The organism is Streptomyces tubbatahanensis, from assembly GCF_022699385.1.
GTDB lineage: Bacteria > Actinomycetota > Actinomycetes > Streptomycetales > Streptomycetaceae > Streptomyces > Streptomyces diacarni.
Window position 1 is genome coordinate 2,786,621 of record NZ_CP093846.1, and the last position, 16,339, is coordinate 2,802,959.

General features: G+C 72.7%; 11 protein-coding genes. 8 read left to right on the forward strand and 3 right to left on the reverse strand.

Annotation, left to right across the window (positions count from 1 at the left end; genetic code table 11):
- Positions 1-333: 333 nt before the first annotated feature.
- Positions 334-960: an SACE_7040 family transcriptional regulator gene (locus MMF93_RS11985; protein ID WP_242751311.1), complete on the reverse strand. Its 627-nt coding sequence runs from the start codon at positions 958-960 to the stop codon at positions 334-336.
- Between the two features lie 196 nt (positions 961-1,156).
- Here MMF93_RS11985 and MMF93_RS11990 point away from each other — a divergent pair, with 196 nt between their 5' ends.
- From MMF93_RS11990 to MMF93_RS12010, 5 genes are all read left to right on the forward strand, one after another.
- A complete protein-coding gene (locus MMF93_RS11990) occupies positions 1,157-2,836 on the forward strand; it encodes a carboxyl transferase domain-containing protein (RefSeq protein WP_242751312.1) in 1,680 nt (559 codons plus the stop codon).
- A 73-nt stretch (positions 2,837-2,909) separates the two neighbouring features.
- Positions 2,910-5,168, forward strand: a complete 2,259-nt coding sequence (locus MMF93_RS11995; RefSeq protein ID WP_242751313.1) for an ATP-binding protein — start codon at positions 2,910-2,912, stop codon at positions 5,166-5,168.
- Positions 5,165-6,241 (forward strand): hydroxymethylglutaryl-CoA lyase, encoded by a 1,077-nt coding sequence (locus MMF93_RS12000; RefSeq protein WP_242751314.1) that lies wholly within the window; start codon positions 5,165-5,167, stop codon positions 6,239-6,241. Before MMF93_RS11995 ends, MMF93_RS12000 begins: the two co-directional genes overlap by 4 nt.
- 5 nt (positions 6,242-6,246) lie before the next feature.
- A complete protein-coding gene (locus MMF93_RS12005) occupies positions 6,247-7,413 on the forward strand; it encodes an acyl-CoA dehydrogenase family protein (RefSeq protein WP_242751315.1) in 1,167 nt (388 codons plus the stop codon).
- A 62-nt stretch (positions 7,414-7,475) separates the two neighbouring features.
- On the forward strand, positions 7,476-8,465 hold the full coding sequence (locus tag MMF93_RS12010) for a DUF4429 domain-containing protein (RefSeq protein WP_242751316.1): 990 nt from the start codon (positions 7,476-7,478) through the stop codon (positions 8,463-8,465).
- Positions 8,466-8,732: 267 nt separating this feature from the next.
- On the opposite strand, the gene MMF93_RS12015 is transcribed toward MMF93_RS12010, so the two are convergent.
- Positions 8,733-10,412: a beta-N-acetylhexosaminidase gene (locus MMF93_RS12015; protein WP_242751317.1), complete on the reverse strand. Its 1,680-nt coding sequence runs from the start codon at positions 10,410-10,412 to the stop codon at positions 8,733-8,735.
- Between the two features lie 214 nt (positions 10,413-10,626).
- Here MMF93_RS12015 and MMF93_RS12020 point away from each other — a divergent pair, with 214 nt between their 5' ends.
- Together MMF93_RS12020 and glmS are read left to right on the forward strand one after the other, a co-directional pair.
- The gene (locus tag MMF93_RS12020; RefSeq protein ID WP_114018098.1) at positions 10,627-10,905 is read left to right on the forward strand and encodes a hypothetical protein; all 279 of its coding nucleotides are present in this window, start codon (positions 10,627-10,629) and stop codon (positions 10,903-10,905) included.
- Between the two features lie 134 nt (positions 10,906-11,039).
- Positions 11,040-12,869: a glutamine--fructose-6-phosphate transaminase (isomerizing) gene (gene glmS, locus MMF93_RS12025; RefSeq protein WP_242751318.1), complete on the forward strand. Its 1,830-nt coding sequence runs from the start codon at positions 11,040-11,042 to the stop codon at positions 12,867-12,869.
- A gap of 349 nt (positions 12,870-13,218) precedes the next feature.
- On the opposite strand, the gene MMF93_RS12030 is transcribed toward glmS, so the two are convergent.
- Positions 13,219-13,740 (reverse strand): universal stress protein, encoded by a 522-nt coding sequence (locus tag MMF93_RS12030; protein WP_114025075.1) that lies wholly within the window; start codon positions 13,738-13,740, stop codon positions 13,219-13,221.
- A 1,057-nt stretch (positions 13,741-14,797) separates the two neighbouring features.
- Between MMF93_RS12030 and MMF93_RS12035 the strand changes: the two genes are divergently transcribed.
- Positions 14,798-16,321: a helix-turn-helix domain-containing protein gene (locus MMF93_RS12035; protein WP_242751319.1), complete on the forward strand. Its 1,524-nt coding sequence runs from the start codon at positions 14,798-14,800 to the stop codon at positions 16,319-16,321.
- The last annotated feature ends 18 nt before the right edge of the window (positions 16,322-16,339 follow it).

The window sequence follows — 16,339 nt, forward strand, 5'->3', positions numbered from 1 at the left end:
CGCGCCCCGAAGGGGCGCGGGGAACGGCGCGACAAACCACACCCCACCCGCAGCCCGCACACGACAGCCAGGGGCACCCCCTCCCCAAAGCGACACCCGCAGGACGCGGTCCGCGAGCCCGCGAAGACAGGGCAAGCCCTCCATGCGCTGGAGACGCGCCCCGAAGGGGCGCGGGGAACGGCGCGACAAGCCACACCCCACCCGCAGCCCGCACGCGGCGGACAGGGGCACCCCCTCCCGGAAGCGACGCCCGCAGGGCAAGCCCTCAGTCCGCGAGCCCGCGAAGACAGGGCAAACCCTCAGTCCGCGAGCCCGCGGAGACAGGGCAAACCCTCAATGCGCGAGGCCGCGCGGAGCAGCGGCCGAGAAGGCTCCGCGAGCCAGCCGGTGCAGCAGCGCCGCGGTCGTCTCGCGGTCCGGCATCGAGGAGGACCCGCTCAGGTGCGGCGTCGAGTTGAGCAGCCCGAAGACGGTGTGCACGGCGACGCGGGCCTCCAGCTCGGTCAGGTCGGCGTTCACCGCCCGCAGCGCCGAGACCCACAGCTCGACGTACTGCCGCTGGAGCTTCCTGACCTTTTTGCGGTCCGCCTCGGGGAGCCGGTCGAGCTCGCGGTCGTGCAGGGTGATCAGCTCGCGGTCGTCGAGCGCGAAGTCGATGTGCCCCTCGATCAGCGCGTCCAGCGTCTCCTCGGGGCCGAGCCCGGCCGCCAGCGACTCCTCCACCCTGCGCCGCCCGCCGTCGTGGAGCCGTTCGCTGATACCGACCAGCAGCTCGGCCAGCATCGCGTCCTTGCCGGCGAAGTGGCGGTAGAGGCCCGGGCCGCTGATGCCGACGGCGGCTCCTATCTCGTCGACCCCCACCCCGTGGAACCCGCGCTCGGCGAAGAGCCGCGCGGCCTCGCCCAGGATCTGCTCCCGCCGACTTGGTGCAGCTGTGCCCGCCGCCGTCCTGTTGCTCATCCGTCCATTCTAGACAGCCCCGTTAATAGCCGTTAACCTGAAGTCGTCGGTTAACGGGCACTAACTTGTTCTGCCGTGCGGGGGCGGGCCCCGGGCGGTGTGCGGGCTGACCGGCCGGGGCGGCGCGTGGCCGCGGGGGCGCGTGGCGACGGGACGGGACGTGTGCGGTGGTGTGCGAGCGAGGGAGCTGGGTTTGATGGAAGAGCGGGCGGTGCGGAACGCGAGCGGGCACGGGCCCGCCGCGCCACGTCTGGCGAGCACCGTCGACCCGGAGTCGGAGGCGTCGGCGGAGAACCGCAGGGCGCACCGGGAGCTGGCGGGCCGGCTCCGCGAGAAGCTGGCCCGCGCCCGGCTGGGCGGCGGCGCGCGGGCACGCGAGCGGCATGTGGCGCGCGGCAAGCTGCTGCCGCGCGACCGGGTGGACTCCCTGCTCGATCCCGGATCGCCTCTCCTGGAGCTGTGCCCGCTGGCGGCGGACGGGATGTACGAGGACGCGGCCCCGGCAGCCGGGGTGATCGCGGGCATCGGCCGGGTGTCGGGGCGCGAGGTGGTGATCGTCGCCAATGACGCCACCGTCAAGGGCGGCACCTACTACCCGATGACGGTGAAGAAGCACCTGCGGGCGCAGGAGGTGGCGCTGGAGAACAGGCTGCCGTGCCTGTATCTGGTCGACTCGGGGGGCGCGTTCCTGCCGATGCAGGACGAGGTCTTCCCCGACCGGGAGCACTTCGGACGGATCTTCTACAACCAGGCCCGGATGTCGGCCGCCGGTATCCCGCAGATCGCCGCCGTCCTCGGCTCGTGCACGGCGGGCGGCGCCTACGTCCCGGCGATGAGCGACGAGGCGGTGATCGTGCGGGAGCAGGGCACGATCTTCCTGGGCGGCCCGCCGCTGGTGAAGGCCGCCACGGGAGAGGTCGTCACCGCGGAGGAGCTGGGCGGCGGGGAGACGCACTCGCGCGTCTCCGGCGTCACCGACCACCTCGCGGAGGACGACGCGCACGCCCTGCGCATCGTGCGGCACATCGTCTCGACGCTGCCGGCCGGCGGGTCGCAGGCCGGTGCCCTCCCGTGGTCCGTGCGTCCCTCCGAGGAGCCCGCGCTGGATCCCGCGGGGCTCTACGACGCGGTGCCGGCCGACTCCCGCACGCCGTACGACGTGCGGGAGGTGATCGCCCGCGTGGTGGACGGTTCGCGGTTCCATGAGTTCAAGGCGGAGTACGGCACGACGCTGGTGACGGGCTTCGCCCACATCCACGGGCACCCGGTGGGCGTGGTGGCCAACAACGGCATCCTGTTCTCGGAGTCGGCCCAAAAGGGCGCCCACTTCATCGAGTTGTGCGACCAGCGGGGCATCCCGCTGCTGTTCCTGCAGAACATCTCGGGGTTCATGGTCGGTAAGGACTACGAGGCGGGTGGCATCGCCAAGCACGGCGCCAAGATGGTCACGGCCGTGGCGTGCGCCCGGGTCCCGAAGCTGACGGTGGTGGTCGGCGGTTCCTACGGCGCCGGCAACTACTCGATGTGCGGCCGGGCCTACAGCCCCCGTTTCCTGTGGATGTGGCCGAACGCCAAAATCTCGGTGATGGGCGGCGAGCAGGCCGCGTCGGTGCTGGCCACCGTCAAGCGGGACCAGCTGGAGGCCAGGGGCGAAGAGTGGTCCGCCGAGGCGGAGGAGGAGTTCCGTGCCCCGGTCCGCGCCCAGTACGAGACGCAGGGCAACGCCTACTACGCCACGGCCCGGCTGTGGGACGACGGAGTGATCGACCCGCTGGAGACCCGCCAGGTGCTGGGGCTGGCCCTGACGGCGTGCGCCAACGCCCCGCTGCCGCGGCGCGATCCGGAGGCGGCCAGGTTCGGTGTCTTCCGGATGTGACGGCGTCCTGCGGGGTGAGAGGGCGAGCACGGTGGCGGAGCTGAGGGAAGTCGTGAGGGCGAGGAGAGGACCGATGTTCGACACGGTGCTGGTGGCCAACCGCGGTGAGATCGCGGTGCGGGTGATCCGCACGCTGCGCAGGCTGGGCGTGCGCTCGGTCGCGGTCTACAGCGACGCGGACGCCGACGCGCGCCACGTACGCGAGGCCGACACGGCGGTGCGGATCGGTCCGGCCGCGGCCGCGCAGAGCTATCTGAGCAGCGAGCGGCTCCTGGAGGCGGCCCGGCGCAGCGGCGCCCAGGCCGTCCACCCGGGGTACGGCTTCCTGGCGGAGAACGCCGAGTTCGCCCAGCGGTGCGCCGAGGCGGGTCTGGTCTTCATCGGCCCTCCCGCCGCGGCCATCGAGCTGATGGGCGACAAGATCCGCGCGAAGGAGACGGTGCGCGAGGCCGGGGTCCCGGTGGTGCCCGGATCCTCGGGCAGCGGGCTGTCCGACGCCGAACTGGCCGTCGCGGCACGGCAGACGGGCCTGCCGGTGCTGCTCAAGCCGTCGGCGGGCGGCGGCGGCAAGGGCATGCGCCTGGTGCGGGACGAGGCGGCGCTGCCGGACGAGATCGCCGCGGCCCGACGCGAGGCCAGGGGCGCGTTCGGTGATGACGCGCTGCTGGTGGAGCGGTGGGTCGACCGGCCACGGCACATCGAGATCCAGGTGCTGGCCGACGGCCACGGCACGGTGCTGCACCTCGGGGAGCGCGAGTGCTCTCTCCAGCGACGCCACCAGAAGATCGTCGAAGAGGCTCCGAGCCCGCTGCTGGACGCGGCGACGCGCACGGCGATGGGCGAGGCGGCGGCGAACGCGGCCCGCTCGTGCGGCTACCGGGGTGCGGGCACGGTGGAGTTCATCGTGCCGGGGGACGGCTCGGGCGCGTACTACTTCATGGAGATGAACACCCGCCTCCAGGTCGAGCACCCGGTCACCGAGTTGATCACCGGGCTGGATCTGGTGGAGTGGCAGGTGCGGGTGGCCGCCGGCGAGCCGCTGCCCCTCGCGCAGGAGGACATCACGCTGAACGGGCACGCGGTGGAGGCCCGTATCTGCGCCGAGACGGCGCGCCGCGCGCCGGGCGCCGACGACGGGCGGGTCGACTTCCTTCCGTCGGCCGGCCGGGTGCTGCTGCTGGAGGAGGCGCGAGGCGAGGGGGTGCGCACCGACTCCGGGCTGACCACGGGCACCGAGGTGGGCACGGTGTACGACCCGATGCTCGCCAAGGTCATCGCGTGGGCCCCGGACAGGGCCGCGGCACTGCGCGGACTGCGGGCGGCGCTGGCGCGGACGACGGTCCTGGGTGTGGACACCAACACGGCGTTCCTGCGCGGACTGCTCGCCCACCCCGAGGTCGTCTCCGGCGATCTGGACACGGGTCTGGTGGAGCGTGCCGCGGCGGGACTGCTGCCCGAGGGCGTGCCGGACGAGGTGTACGGCGCGGCGGCACTGCTGCGCCACGCGGCGCTGACGCCGGAGCCGGCCACGGCTGCGCCCGGGGCGGTCCCGGGCGGCGGCGGGACCGGCCCCGCCGCGCCCGACACGGTCCAGGGCCCGGGTGGCGGCGGCGCGGCGGCCTGGGTGAGCCCGTTCGCGGTGCCCTCGGGCTGGCGGCTCGGCGGGCAGCGGGCGTGGACGGTGCACCATCTGCGGGTGCCGGGCCACGATCCGGTGGCGGTGCGGGTCCGACCCCCGGCCCCGGACGGCAAACGTCCGCAGGTACCCGTCTCCCGGGGCGAGATGGAGGTCAGTGTCGGGGGCGCCGCCCCCGTGCGCGCCCGTCTGGCCCCGGGCCCCACCGCCGAGGACCACGGGTCCGGCGGGGAGCGGGGCGCCACCGTGCGGCTGGACTGGGACGGGATGAGCGGCGTCTTCACCCGCGCCGTGTGCGGGGACGGCGAGACGCCGGGCGTGTGGCTGGGCCGGGACGGCGAGGCGTGGCAGGTGCGGGTGCACGACCCGGTGGCGGCCGCTTTGCAGCGGGCCGGGGCCGCCCAGGGCGCCGACGCGCTGACGGCACCCATGCCCGGCACCGTCACCCTGGTCAAGGCCGCGGTGGGTGACGAGGTGGCGGCAGGCGAGAGCCTGCTGGTGGTGGAGGCCATGAAGATGGAGCACGTCATCGCGGCGCCGCACGCGGGGCGCGTGGCCCAGTTGGACGTCACGGCAGGCGCCACCGTCGCGATGGACCAGATTCTCGCGGTGGTGGACCCGTTCGAGTCCGCCGCGGACGGCCGAGACGGCGGCGCGACGGACGGCCGAGACGGCGGCGCGGAGGTGGCGGGATGACGGAGCTGCCCATGGCCTTCCCCCTGGAGGGGCTGCCCGCGCGGGTGCGGATCCACGAGGTCGGCCCGCGGGACGGGTTGCAGAACGAGGAGGCGAGCGTTCCGACGGAGGTGAAGGCGGAGTTCGTCCGCAGGCTGGCCGCGGCCGGGCTGACGACGATCGAGGCCACCAGCTTCGTACACCCCCGCTGGGTGCCCCAACTGGCCGACGCGGAACAGCTGTACCCCCGGCTGACCGGGCACGGCGCGGGCGACGCGGCCGGTCCTGACGCGGGTGTCCTGGACGGGGTGCGCCTGCCGGTGCTGGTGCCCAACGCGCGCGGTCTGGAGCGGGCGCTGGCGCTGGGGGCGCGCGAGGTCGCGGTGTTCGCGAGCGCCACGGAGTCGTTCGCGAAGGCCAACCTCAACCGCACGGTGGACGGCGCGCTGGAGATGTTCGAACCCGTCGTGGCCCGTGCCAGGCGGGAGGGGCTCGCCGTGCGCGGGTACCTGTCGATGTGCTTCGGGGACCCGTGGGAGGGCGCGGTACCCGTGGCTCAGGTGGTGCGGGTCTGCCGCGCGCTGGCGGAGATGGGCTGTGCCGAGCTGAGCCTGGGCGACACCATCGGTGTGGCCACTCCAGGCCACGTCCACGCGCTGCTGTCGGCCCTCCGGGAGGCGGGACTGTCGGAGCGGACCGAGGGCGGGCCTCGGCTGGCCGTGCACTTCCACGACACCTACGGCCAGGCCCTCGCCAACACGCTGGCGGCCCTCCAGCAGGGGGTGTCGACGGTGGACGCCTCGGCCGGCGGGCTGGGCGGCTGCCCGTACGCGAAGAGCGCCACCGGCAACCTGGCCACCGAGGACCTGGTGTGGATGCTGCACGGTCTCGGTATCGAGACGGGCGTCGACCTCGCGCGGCTGACCGCGACCAGTGTGTGGATGGCCGAACAGCTGGGCCGCCCCAGCCCCTCCCGCACGGTCCGCGCCCTCGCGGGATCCTCGCCCTCCCCGTATGCCCCGTCCTCCTCCGGCCCCCCGTCCTCCCCGACGGCATCGACTTGTCCGAACTCCCCTGACACCAAGGAGCAGTGAGCAGCATGGCTCTCGACCACCGTCTCTCCCCTGAGCACGAGGAACTGCGCCGCACCGTCGAGGAGTTCGCCCACGACGTGGTGGCGCCCTCGATCGGTGACTTCTACGAGCAGCACGCGTTCCCGTACGAGATCGTGCGCCAGATGGGGGCCATGGGCCTGTTCGGACTGCCGTTCCCCGAGGAGTACGGCGGCATGGGCGGTGACTACCTGGCGCTCTGCCTGGCCCTGGAGGAGCTGGCCCGGGTGGATTCCTCCGTGGCGATCACACTGGAGGCGGGCGTGTCCCTGGGGGCGATGCCCGTCTACCTGTTCGGCACGCGGGAGCAGAAGCAGGAGTGGCTGCCGAAGCTGTGTTCGGGCCAGATGCTGGGTGCTTTCGGGCTGACCGAGCCGGAGTGCGGGTCGGACGCGGGCGGCACCCGCACCACGGCCGTGCTGGACGAGTCCACCGGGGAATGGGTGATCAACGGCACCAAGTGCTTCATCACCAACTCGGGGACGGACATCACGGGCCTGGTCACGGTCACGGCCGTCACGGGACGCAAGGACAACGGCGCGCCGCGCATCTCCTCGATCATCGTCCCCTCCGGCACACCGGGCTTCACCGTCGCTCCCGGCTACTCCAAGGTCGGCTGGAACGCCTCGGACACCCACGAGCTGTCCTTCACCGACGTCCGCGTGCCGAAGGCCAACCTGCTGGGCGAGCTGGGCCGTGGCTACGCACAGTTCCTGCGGATTCTCGACGAGGGGCGTATCGCGATCTCCGCGCTGGCGACCGGGCTGGCGCAGGGCTGCGTGGACGAGTCGGTCGGCTACGCGAACACCCGTATGGCGTTCGGCAAGCCCATCGGTGCGAACCAGGCGATCCAGTTCAAGATCGCCGACATGGAGATGCGGGCGCACACCGCGCGCGTCACCTGGCGCGACGCCGCCGCCCGGCTGGTGGCGGGCGAGCCGTTCAAGAAGCAGGCCGCGCTGGCGAAGCTGTACTCCTCCGAGATCGCCGTCAGCAACGCCCGCGAGGCCACCCAGGTGCACGGCGGCTACGGCTTCATGAACGAGTACCCGGTCGCCCGCATGTGGCGCGACGCCAAGATCCTCGAGATCGGCGAGGGCACGAGCGAGGTCCAGCGCATGCTGGTGGCCCGCGAGTTGGGGGTGGGGGTCTGACGCCACGGCCCGCACCCTTCCCCCGGGTGTGCAGCGCTTCCGCGAGCCCGAATAATCGGAGCATGGCGGAGATTCTGCAGCGAGCCGGAACCTGGACCTTCGACGGGGAGCATCTCAGGATCGTGCCCGGCACCGAGCGTCAGGTGCACCAGCTGCGCAAGGTCCTGGGGGAGATCGTCGTGCCGCTGGCCGCGATGGCCGGTATCGCCTATGAGCCGGGCGGCCGGAAGGGCGGCAGGTTGCGCCTGCGGCTCCGTGAGGGCGCCGACCCCCTCTCCCAGGTGGCCCGGGGGCGGCTGCCCGACTCCTCGGACCCGTACCAGCTCCCGGTGGAGAAGGACCGTACGGGTGTGGCCGAGTACGTCGTCGAGGAGGTGCGCACCGCCCTGCTGCTCGCCGAGGTGCCGGGGACGGCGTGCGACCGCTATCTGCTGCCCGGCCCGGCCGTCCCGCTGACGGCGACCGGTTCGGACGGCACGGTGACGTTCGACGGGGAGAACCTCCAGCTGGACTGGAACTGGATGGCCGAGGAGAGCAAGGCGTCGGCCGGCCCGCGGCGTCTCGGGCTCGGGGATCTGGAGGGCGTGGAGTGGACGCCCGCGCTGGGCTGGGAGAACGGCAGCCTGCGCTTCCGCCTCAGGGGTGACCAGCCCGCGCTCAAGCCGGAGCACGACCCCCACTGCCTGGTGCTGTGGGGCGTGCGGCAGGCGAGGGAGACGAGCGGTGCGGTGCGGCTGGCGGCCGCCGTCGCCGCCCGGCTGCCCCACCCGCACGGCGGCTCCCGCCCGGCGCGGGCGCGGGACGGGCGGGTCCTTCCTGAGGTTCCTGAGGCGGATGCGGCGCAGCACCCGCCCGAGGCGGCCACGGCGGCCGGCGAGCCACGCGCCGAGACGGCCCCCACGGGCGGGGACGTGGGCGGTCCCGGGGCCGCGGGCGCCGACCACGACGTGCTGTTGCGGCGGCTGCGGGAGCTGGGTGAGCTGCACCGCTCGGGTGTGCTGACGGACGAGGAGTTCGCCCTGGCCAAGAAGGCGGTCCTCGACCGCCTCTGACGCCGCGCGCCGGGCCGTCGGGCCGTCGGGCCGGAACGCGGCCGGTGACCGCGCACGCTCGGACGCTCCCGTGGCGGGCTGAGCACGAGAGTCCACCTCGTCGCCGACGCCCGCCCGCCGCTCCCCTGATCTTGCCGTCACAGGCAGGACAGGTGACGCGCCCACGACGCCTCTCCCTACGCGGCACCGGCCCCCGGTACCGACCGGGGGCCGGTGCCGCGTTTCCGGATACGTCCCCGCACGCACGGCCGCGTACGGAAAAAGGTCCTAGCCGTCCCAGGGCACCTGGGGGGACCGGTAGTAGTTCACCCCCATCAGGTCCCAGCGGGGCGCCTGCTGGGCGAGCCGCACGCGGTAGGTGTCCCAGTCGTGGGTGGCGGCCGGGGACCATCCCAGTTCGGCGATGCCGGGCAGTTTCGGGAAGGCCATGTATTCGAGCTGGGCGCTGGTCGAGAGGGTTTCGGTCCACAGGGGCGCTTCCACGCCGAGGACGGCCCGTTCGGGGACGCCGTCGAGGTAGGTGGCCGGGTCCCAGTCGTAGGAGCGCTCGGTGGAGACGTAGCCGGCCCAGGAGAGGCCGAGGGGCGTGTCCTCGTGGTACTTCATGTCGAGGTAGGAGCGGTCCGCCGGGGAGATCACGAGTCGGGTGCCGTTGCGTGCGGCGGCGGCCACCTGGGCGCGTTCCTCGGCCCCGGTCTCGTCGTAGCCCCAGTACTGGGCGATGGTGCCCCGGCGCGGCGCCGCGGTGATCTGGTGCCAGCCGACGGCGGTCTTGCCGTACTTGGCGACGATGGGCTGGACCCGCTTCATGAAGGCGGCGAAGTCCTCCTCGCTGGTGGAGTGGGCCTCGTCGCCGCCGATGTGCAGGTACGGGCCCGGGGTGAGGGCGGCCAGTTCGCGGATCACGTCGTCGACGAAGTCGTAGGTGCGCTCGAGCGGCACGCACAGCGAGCTGAAGCCCACGTCGGTGCCGGTGTAGAGGGGTGGCGCCTTGCCGTCGCAGTTGAGTTCGGCGTACGAGGCCAGGGCGGCGTTGGTGTGGCTCGGCATGTCGATCTCGGGCACGACGGTCAGGTGCCGGTCTGCGGCGTAGCGGACGATGTCGCGGTAGTCGGCCTTGGTGTAGTAGCCGCCGGGGCCGCCGCCGACCTGGGTGCTGCCGCCGTGGGTGGCCAGCCGTGGCCAGGAGTCGATGGCGATGCGCCAGCCCTGGTCGTCGGAGAGGTGGAGGTGCAGCGTGTTGATCTTGTAGAGGGCGAGCTGGTCGATGTAGCGCTTGACCGAGTCGACGGGGAAGAAGTGCCGGGAGACGTCCAGCATGGCGCTGCGGTAGGCGTAGCGCGGCTTGTCGACGAGAGTGCCGCCGGCGATCTGCCAGGGTCCTGACCGGGCGCTGTCGGCCTCGATGGCGGCGGGCAGGAGCTGGCGCAGGGTCTGGATGCCGTGGAAGAGGCCCGCGGGCTCGCGGGCGCTGAGAACGGTGGCGCGTTCGGTGACGTGGAGCCGGTATCCCTCGGGGCCGAGTCCGCGTTCGCCGTTCAGCCTCAGCTGGATGCCGTCGCGTCCGGGGCGGGTGGTGACGGGCAGCCGGTAGCCGGTGGCGGGCCGCAGCAGGTCGGCCAGTTGTTCGGCCACCTGGCGCGCGCCCTTGGAGGCGTCGTGCCCGCTCTTCTTCCCGCGCCCGTGCCCCCGTCCGGGCCCGTGCTCGTGCCCGGGACCGTGCCCGCCGCTCACCCGGATCACGGTCCGCGGGGTGAGGGTGTAGGGCTTGCCCTTGGCCCGTACGGAGGCGGGCGCGGGTATCACCTCATCGAGCGAACGGGGGCCGTGCGCGGTGCCCGGGCCCGACCGCGCGCCGGTGTCGGCGGTGGCCGAGACGGCGGGCAGCGAGGTGGCGGCGAGCAGGGAGGCGCACAGGAGCAGAAGTGGTCGGAGTCGTCGTCCCATTCAGTGATCCCTCCGAGATCCGGTCAGGAATTCTTCGAACGGTCGTTCACTGGGGTGGCGCACTCACAACGAAAGCCGTCTTCGGGACACTTCGTCATGATGGCGGTCCCGAAGACGACCGGGAAGACATCGGATGGCTTCACTTTTCGCCACGCCGTGCCCGCTATCGGGCAGATTTCTTGCGATCGTGACGCCGAGACCGCACTATCGACGAGTGCTCGACGCTCCGACGCCGGTCCACGACGACCTACTCGACCACCTGGTCCGCACCACGCCGCTGCGGCGCGGCGAGGCGGCGCGGGTGGTGCTGGACGTCCTGTCGTACTTCGACGAGACGGCATCCGAGTTCGTCCGGCGCCGGCACCGGGAGCTGCAGGCCAAGGGCCTGACGAATCCGGAGATCTTCGAACGCATCGAGGCCGAGCTGCCGCACCGCGCCGTGGCACCGCCGCAGCTGTCCCTCAGACAGCTGCGCCGCATCGTCTACGGCTGACCTCCCCGGCGCCGTTCCTCCGACGACCACACCGGACGGGGCACGGCACCAAGGGCACTGAGGGCACTAAGGGCACCAAGCCGGCACACCTTCATCAGCAGCACAGCACGACGGAGAGGCAGGGCATCAGCAGTATGTGCGGAATCGTGGGATATATCGGTAAGCGTGACACCGCTCCGCTCCTGCTGGAGGGCCTCCAGCGACTGGAGTACCGCGGCTACGACTCCGCGGGCATCGCCATCCAGACCGGCGGTACCGCGGGCAAACCCGGCGCCCTCAAGACGGCCAAGACCAAGGGCCGCGTCCGCGACCTGGAAGAGCGCGTCCCCAAGCGGTTCTCCGGCACGGCCGGCATCGCGCACACCCGCTGGGCCACCCACGGCGCCCCCAACGACGTCAACGCCCACCCGCACCTCGACCCGGCCGAGAAGGTCGCCGTCGTCCACAACGGCATCATCGACAACGCCGCCGAGCTGCGCGCCAAGCTGAGCGCGGACGGTGTCGCCTTCGTCTCCGAGACGGACACGGAGGTGCTCGTCCACCTCATCGCCGCCGCGCAGGCGGAGAGCCTCGAGGGCCGCGTCCAGGAGGCGCTGCGCCACATCGAGGGCACCTACGGCATCGCCGTGCTGCACGCCGACTTCCCCGAGCGCATCGTGGTGGCCCGCAACGGCTCCCCCGTCGTGCTGGGCATCGGGGAGAACGAGATGTTCGTGGCCTCGGACGTCGCCGCGCTGGTCTCCCACACCCGCCAGGTCGTCACCCTGGACGACGGCGAGATGGCCACCATCAAGGCCGGCGACTACCGCACCTACACCACCGAGGGGTCGCGCACCTCCTCCTCGCCCGAGACGGTCGAGTACGCCGCCGAGTCCTACGACCTGGGCGGCCACGAGACCTACATGCACAAGGAGATCGCCGAGCAGGCGGACGCGGTGGACCGGGTGCTGGCGGGCCGCATCGACGACCGGTTCGCCACCGTCCACCTGGGCGGCCTCAACCTGGACCCGCGCGAGGCGCGCGCCGTGCGCCGGGTGAAGATCCTCGGCTGCGGCACCTCCTACCACGCGGGGCTGATCGGCGCCCAGATGATCGAGGAGCTGGCCCGCATCCCCGCCGACGCGGAGCCGGCCAGCGAGTTCCGGTACCGCAACGCGGTGGTGGACCCGGACACCCTCTACATCGCCGTCTCGCAGTCCGGGGAGACCTACGACGCGCTCGCCGCCGTCCAGGAGCTCAAGCGCAAGGGCGCGCGCGTGCTGGGCGTCATCAACGTCGTCGGCTCGGCCATCGCGCGCGAGGCGGACGGCGGGGTGTACGTGCACGCGGGCCCCGAGGTGTGCGTGGTCTCCACCAAGTGCTTCACCAACACCGTGGTGGCGTTCGGGCTGCTCGCCCTGCACCTGGGCCGCACCCGCGACCTGTCGGTCAAGGACGGCAAGCGGATCATCGAGGGCCTGCGCAGGCTGCCGGCCCAGATCGCCGAGATCCTCAAGCAGGAGCCGGAGATCGAGAAGCTGGCCGAGAAGTACGCGGACGCCCGCTCCATGCTCTTCATCGGCCGGGTGCGCGGCTACCCCGTCGCGCTGGAGGCCTCTTTGAAGCTGAAGGAGGTCTCCTACATCCACGCCGAGGCCTACCCCGCCTCGGAGCTCAAGCACGGGCCGCTGGCCCTGATCGAGCCGGCGATGCCGACGGTGGCGATCGTGCCGGAGGACGACCTGCTGGAGAAGAACCGCGCGGCGATGGAGGAGATCAAGGCCCGCAGCGGCCGGATCCTGGCCGTGGCGCACCAGGAGCAGGAGAAGGCGGACCACACCATCGTGGTGCCCAAGAACGAGGACGAGCTGGACCCGATCCTGATGGGCATCCCGCTCCAGCTGCTCGCCTACCACACGGCGCTGGCCCTGGGCCGGGACATCGACAAGCCCCGCAACCTGGCCAAGTCCGTCACCGTGGAGTAGCGGATGGGCGGAATCCCGCGCGGGCCACCAACCGCGCGGGATTCCGCCTCCCCTGTGCCGGCGTCGCCCATTACGCCGGCAGGTGGGCCGCCGCGCGGGACCGTCACTCCCGGTCGGCGGCACGCCCTCGGTCCGGGGGCGCCCACGTGCTGTCTGTATGCCCCTCACAAGCGCACAACGCACCTCTACGGGCGAGTAGATTTATCGATCCCCACAGAATCAACTCCCGGCGCACACACCGGAGTTGGAGGATCACACACCGGATCGCCCCCGCTCCACACCCGGGGCGCGGGCCGCCGCGACCCCGGCACCGCCGACGCGCTCGGCACCCCGGCACGCCCCGGCCGGGTCAGGGCACCACCACGACCGGGCGCTGGGCGCGGCGCGCGAGGCGGCCGGCCACCGAGCCGAACATCCGTCCCACCAGGCCGTGCGTCGAGCCGACCACGATGGCGTCGGCCGCGTACTCGCTGCCGACCTCCTCCAGTTCGTGGCAGATGTCGCCGCCGCGCTCCACCAGGATCCACGGAACTTCGGACAGGTGCTCGGCGCAGGCGAGTTCGAGCCCGAGGACCTCGGTGCGGTGGTCGGGGACGTCGACGAAGACGGGGGGTTCGCAGCCCGCCCACACCGTGGTCGGCAGCCGGTTGGCGACGTGCACGATGATGAGCCCCGAGGCGGTACGCCGGGCCATGCCGATGGCGTAGGCGAGCGCCCGTTCGCTGGAGACCGAGCCGTCGAAACCGACGACGACGCCGTGCTGGAATGCCGGATCGCAGGAGTGGCGTGGCTCGCCCGCCGCTTCGGGGACCGCCGTGGAGTCGGCGATCTGCCTGCGGTCCGCTGGGTCAGGGATCTCGTGTCCTGCCATGAGTTGTCTCGGCGAATGAGTCCTCTGTGCAGAGGGACGACGGACGGCTTGCGCTTTCTCGATCTGCTCGGGGCCTCACGGCCGGCTCGACGAAGGGGACGAAGACCGGGGAAGACCGGGAATCGTCTTCCCAATTCCCTTACCCAAAGGGTACGGCGGCACTCCCCCCTTGCACAGGTAAGGGAAGGCGGCCGCCGGGGCGGTTGACCCCGGAGCATGCCTGAGCGCGGCCCTCAGCGCAATGCCGCGTTACGCCCCTTACGCGCCTCCTTGACAGGGGCGGGACCCGCCGGGGCCCGCGGGGCCGTGGCACCGCACCGGGCCGGCTCCCCGCCCACCTCGCGCGGCGGCCTGGTCACGCGGGGTCCACGCGTCCGCCGCCACGACCGGCACCGCCGTCCCCGCTCCCGGCCGACACCCTCCGGCACCCGCCGGCACCCGACCGACCCCAGCCGAGACCCGGCCGACTCCAGTCGGCACCCGACCGACCGGCCGACAACCGGCCGCCCGCGGGGCGCCGCCTCAGCCGGCAGCGGGTCGATGCGATGGCGCGAGACGATCGCTCGGGGCGCACACCGGCGCACACTGAGTAACCGGATGTCACGTGCCGTCCGACCCTCCGCCGGACCGGGGATGACCAGGCGCAGCATGCGCCTCCCGCGCCTCTGGGCACCCGTGGCGTGCGCCCCGGGAGTGACTGGATCGTACGTGTGACCCCCCTCGTTTTTCGGCCAACTTGGGAGCACGCCTCATCCCTTCCCGTACCACTCCCCCGACCCCCTGTCACCAGGGAGGAAAGGAGCGCCGAGCGGGTGTGCACCCTACGTTGACGGGGCAGAGAGGGCATGCGTACTTCCCTGCAACGCCTTTGAGTGAAACGCTTCGTGATCGAATGCTTCACGCCAAGTTGCCTTGTCGACATAGCGCCGGATGCCGAACTTGCACCGCCCACCTCATCCGACGCAGTAGATTCGATCTTGGCTTTCGCTGCGGGGGAGAGCGGGGGAGATGTGTATGGACCGAGAGGAACACAACGATTGAGGGGGGCTTAGTTCCAATGAGCCAGGACTCCACGAACGGCCCAGTTGAGACCCGCAAGCTGGCCGCGCGCCGCCGGCGCGAGATCGTGGCGGTGTTGCTCTTCAGCGGTGGTCCCATCTTCGAGAGTTCCATCCCGCTCTCCGTCTTCGGAATCGACCGCCAGGACGCGGGAGTTCCGCGCTACCGGCTGCTGGTCTGCGCGGGCGAGGACGGGCCGCTGCGCACCACCGGCGGGCTCCAGTTGAGCGCGCCGTTCGGCCTCGAGGCGCTCTCCCGCGCAGGCACCGTCGTCGTGCCCGCCTGGCGCTCCATCACCCAGCCACCACCCCCGGCAGCCCTGGAGGCGCTGCGCCGCGCGCACGAGGAGGGGGCCCGGATCATCGGGCTGTGCACGGGCGCGTTCGTCCTCGCCGCCGCGGGCCTGCTCGACGGCCGCCCCGCCACCACGCACTGGATGTACGCGCCGACGCTCGCCAAGCGCTACCCGGCCGTCCACGTCGACCCGCGCGAACTGTTCGTGGACGACGGCGACATCCTCACCTCCGCGGGCACGGCGGCGGGCATAGACCTGTGCCTGCACGTGGTGCGCACCGACCACGGCGCCGAGGCGGCCGGAGCACTCGCGCGGCGGCTGGTCATACCGCCCCGCCGCGGCAACGGCCAGGAGGCCGGCGGCCACCCCCGCCACCTGGACCGCTCCTTACCAGAGGAGATCGGCGCCGACCCGCTGGCCGAGGTCGTCGCCTGGGCGCTGGAACACCTCCACGAGCAGTTCGACGTGGAGACCCTCGCCGCGCGCGCCTACATGAGCCGCCGCACCTTCGACCGACGCTTCCGGTCTCTTACTGGGAGCGCTCCACTGCAGTGGCTGATCACCCAGCGCGTGCTCCAGGCACAGCGGCTGCTGGAGACGTCGGACTACTCGGTGGACGAGGTGGCGGGACGCTGCGGCTTCCGCTCCCCCGTCGCGCTGCGCGGCCACTTCCGCCGCCAGCTCGGCGCCTCTCCCGCCGCCTACCGGGCCGCCTACCGGGCACGGCAGGTGGACGGGGAGCAGGGCGAGGACGCACCGGTCCTCGGCGGGGAGGGCGCGGAGGCCGGAGCGCGCCTGCCGCACCAGCCGCAGCCGGGCCACGGCGGCCAGGGTCCCCTCGTCCAGGGGCCCGGCGGCCAGGGCGGCGGCCCGGGGTACGCGCCGGGAGCCGGGCCCGGTCACGGTCCGGGCCCCGTCCACGCCGGCGCGGGGTACCCGGGCGGGCAGGGGCACGGGTACGGGCAGGGGCACGGGTACGGGCAGGGGCACGGGTACGGGCAGGGGCACGGGTACGGGAGCGGTCAGGAGCCGGGCGGTGAGCAGGGGGCCGCCGCCGGGCACGGGCAGACGGGCGCCCCCGCGAACGGCCCGGCCGCCGCGCACGGCGGGCGCCAGGGGGTGCGCGAGTACCGGAGCGTGCGGGAAGGCCGGTCCGAACAGGGCAAACCCGACTCGGACGCGTTCGCCCCCCGGGTCCCGGGCCAGCGTGGCCGTGGCGCGAGCTGAGCGGGGCGGGTCACGTAG

Coding starts and splice junctions, on each gene's coding strand:
- MMF93_RS11985 (WP_242751311.1), bottom strand. CDS start 960: ATGAGCAACAGGACGGCGGCGGGCACAGCTGCACCAAGTCGGCGGGAG.
- MMF93_RS11990 (WP_242751312.1), top strand. CDS start 1,157: ATGGAAGAGCGGGCGGTGCGGAACGCGAGCGGGCACGGGCCCGCCGCG.
- MMF93_RS11995 (WP_242751313.1), top strand. CDS start 2,910: ATGTTCGACACGGTGCTGGTGGCCAACCGCGGTGAGATCGCGGTGCGG.
- MMF93_RS12000 (WP_242751314.1), top strand. CDS start 5,165: ATGACGGAGCTGCCCATGGCCTTCCCCCTGGAGGGGCTGCCCGCGCGG.
- MMF93_RS12005 (WP_242751315.1), top strand. CDS start 6,247: ATGGCTCTCGACCACCGTCTCTCCCCTGAGCACGAGGAACTGCGCCGC.
- MMF93_RS12010 (WP_242751316.1), top strand. CDS start 7,476: ATGGCGGAGATTCTGCAGCGAGCCGGAACCTGGACCTTCGACGGGGAG.
- MMF93_RS12015 (WP_242751317.1), bottom strand. CDS start 10,412: ATGGGACGACGACTCCGACCACTTCTGCTCCTGTGCGCCTCCCTGCTC.
- glmS (WP_242751318.1), top strand. CDS start 11,040: ATGTGCGGAATCGTGGGATATATCGGTAAGCGTGACACCGCTCCGCTC.
- MMF93_RS12030 (WP_114025075.1), bottom strand. CDS start 13,740: ATGGCAGGACACGAGATCCCTGACCCAGCGGACCGCAGGCAGATCGCC.
- MMF93_RS12035 (WP_242751319.1), top strand. CDS start 14,798: ATGAGCCAGGACTCCACGAACGGCCCAGTTGAGACCCGCAAGCTGGCC.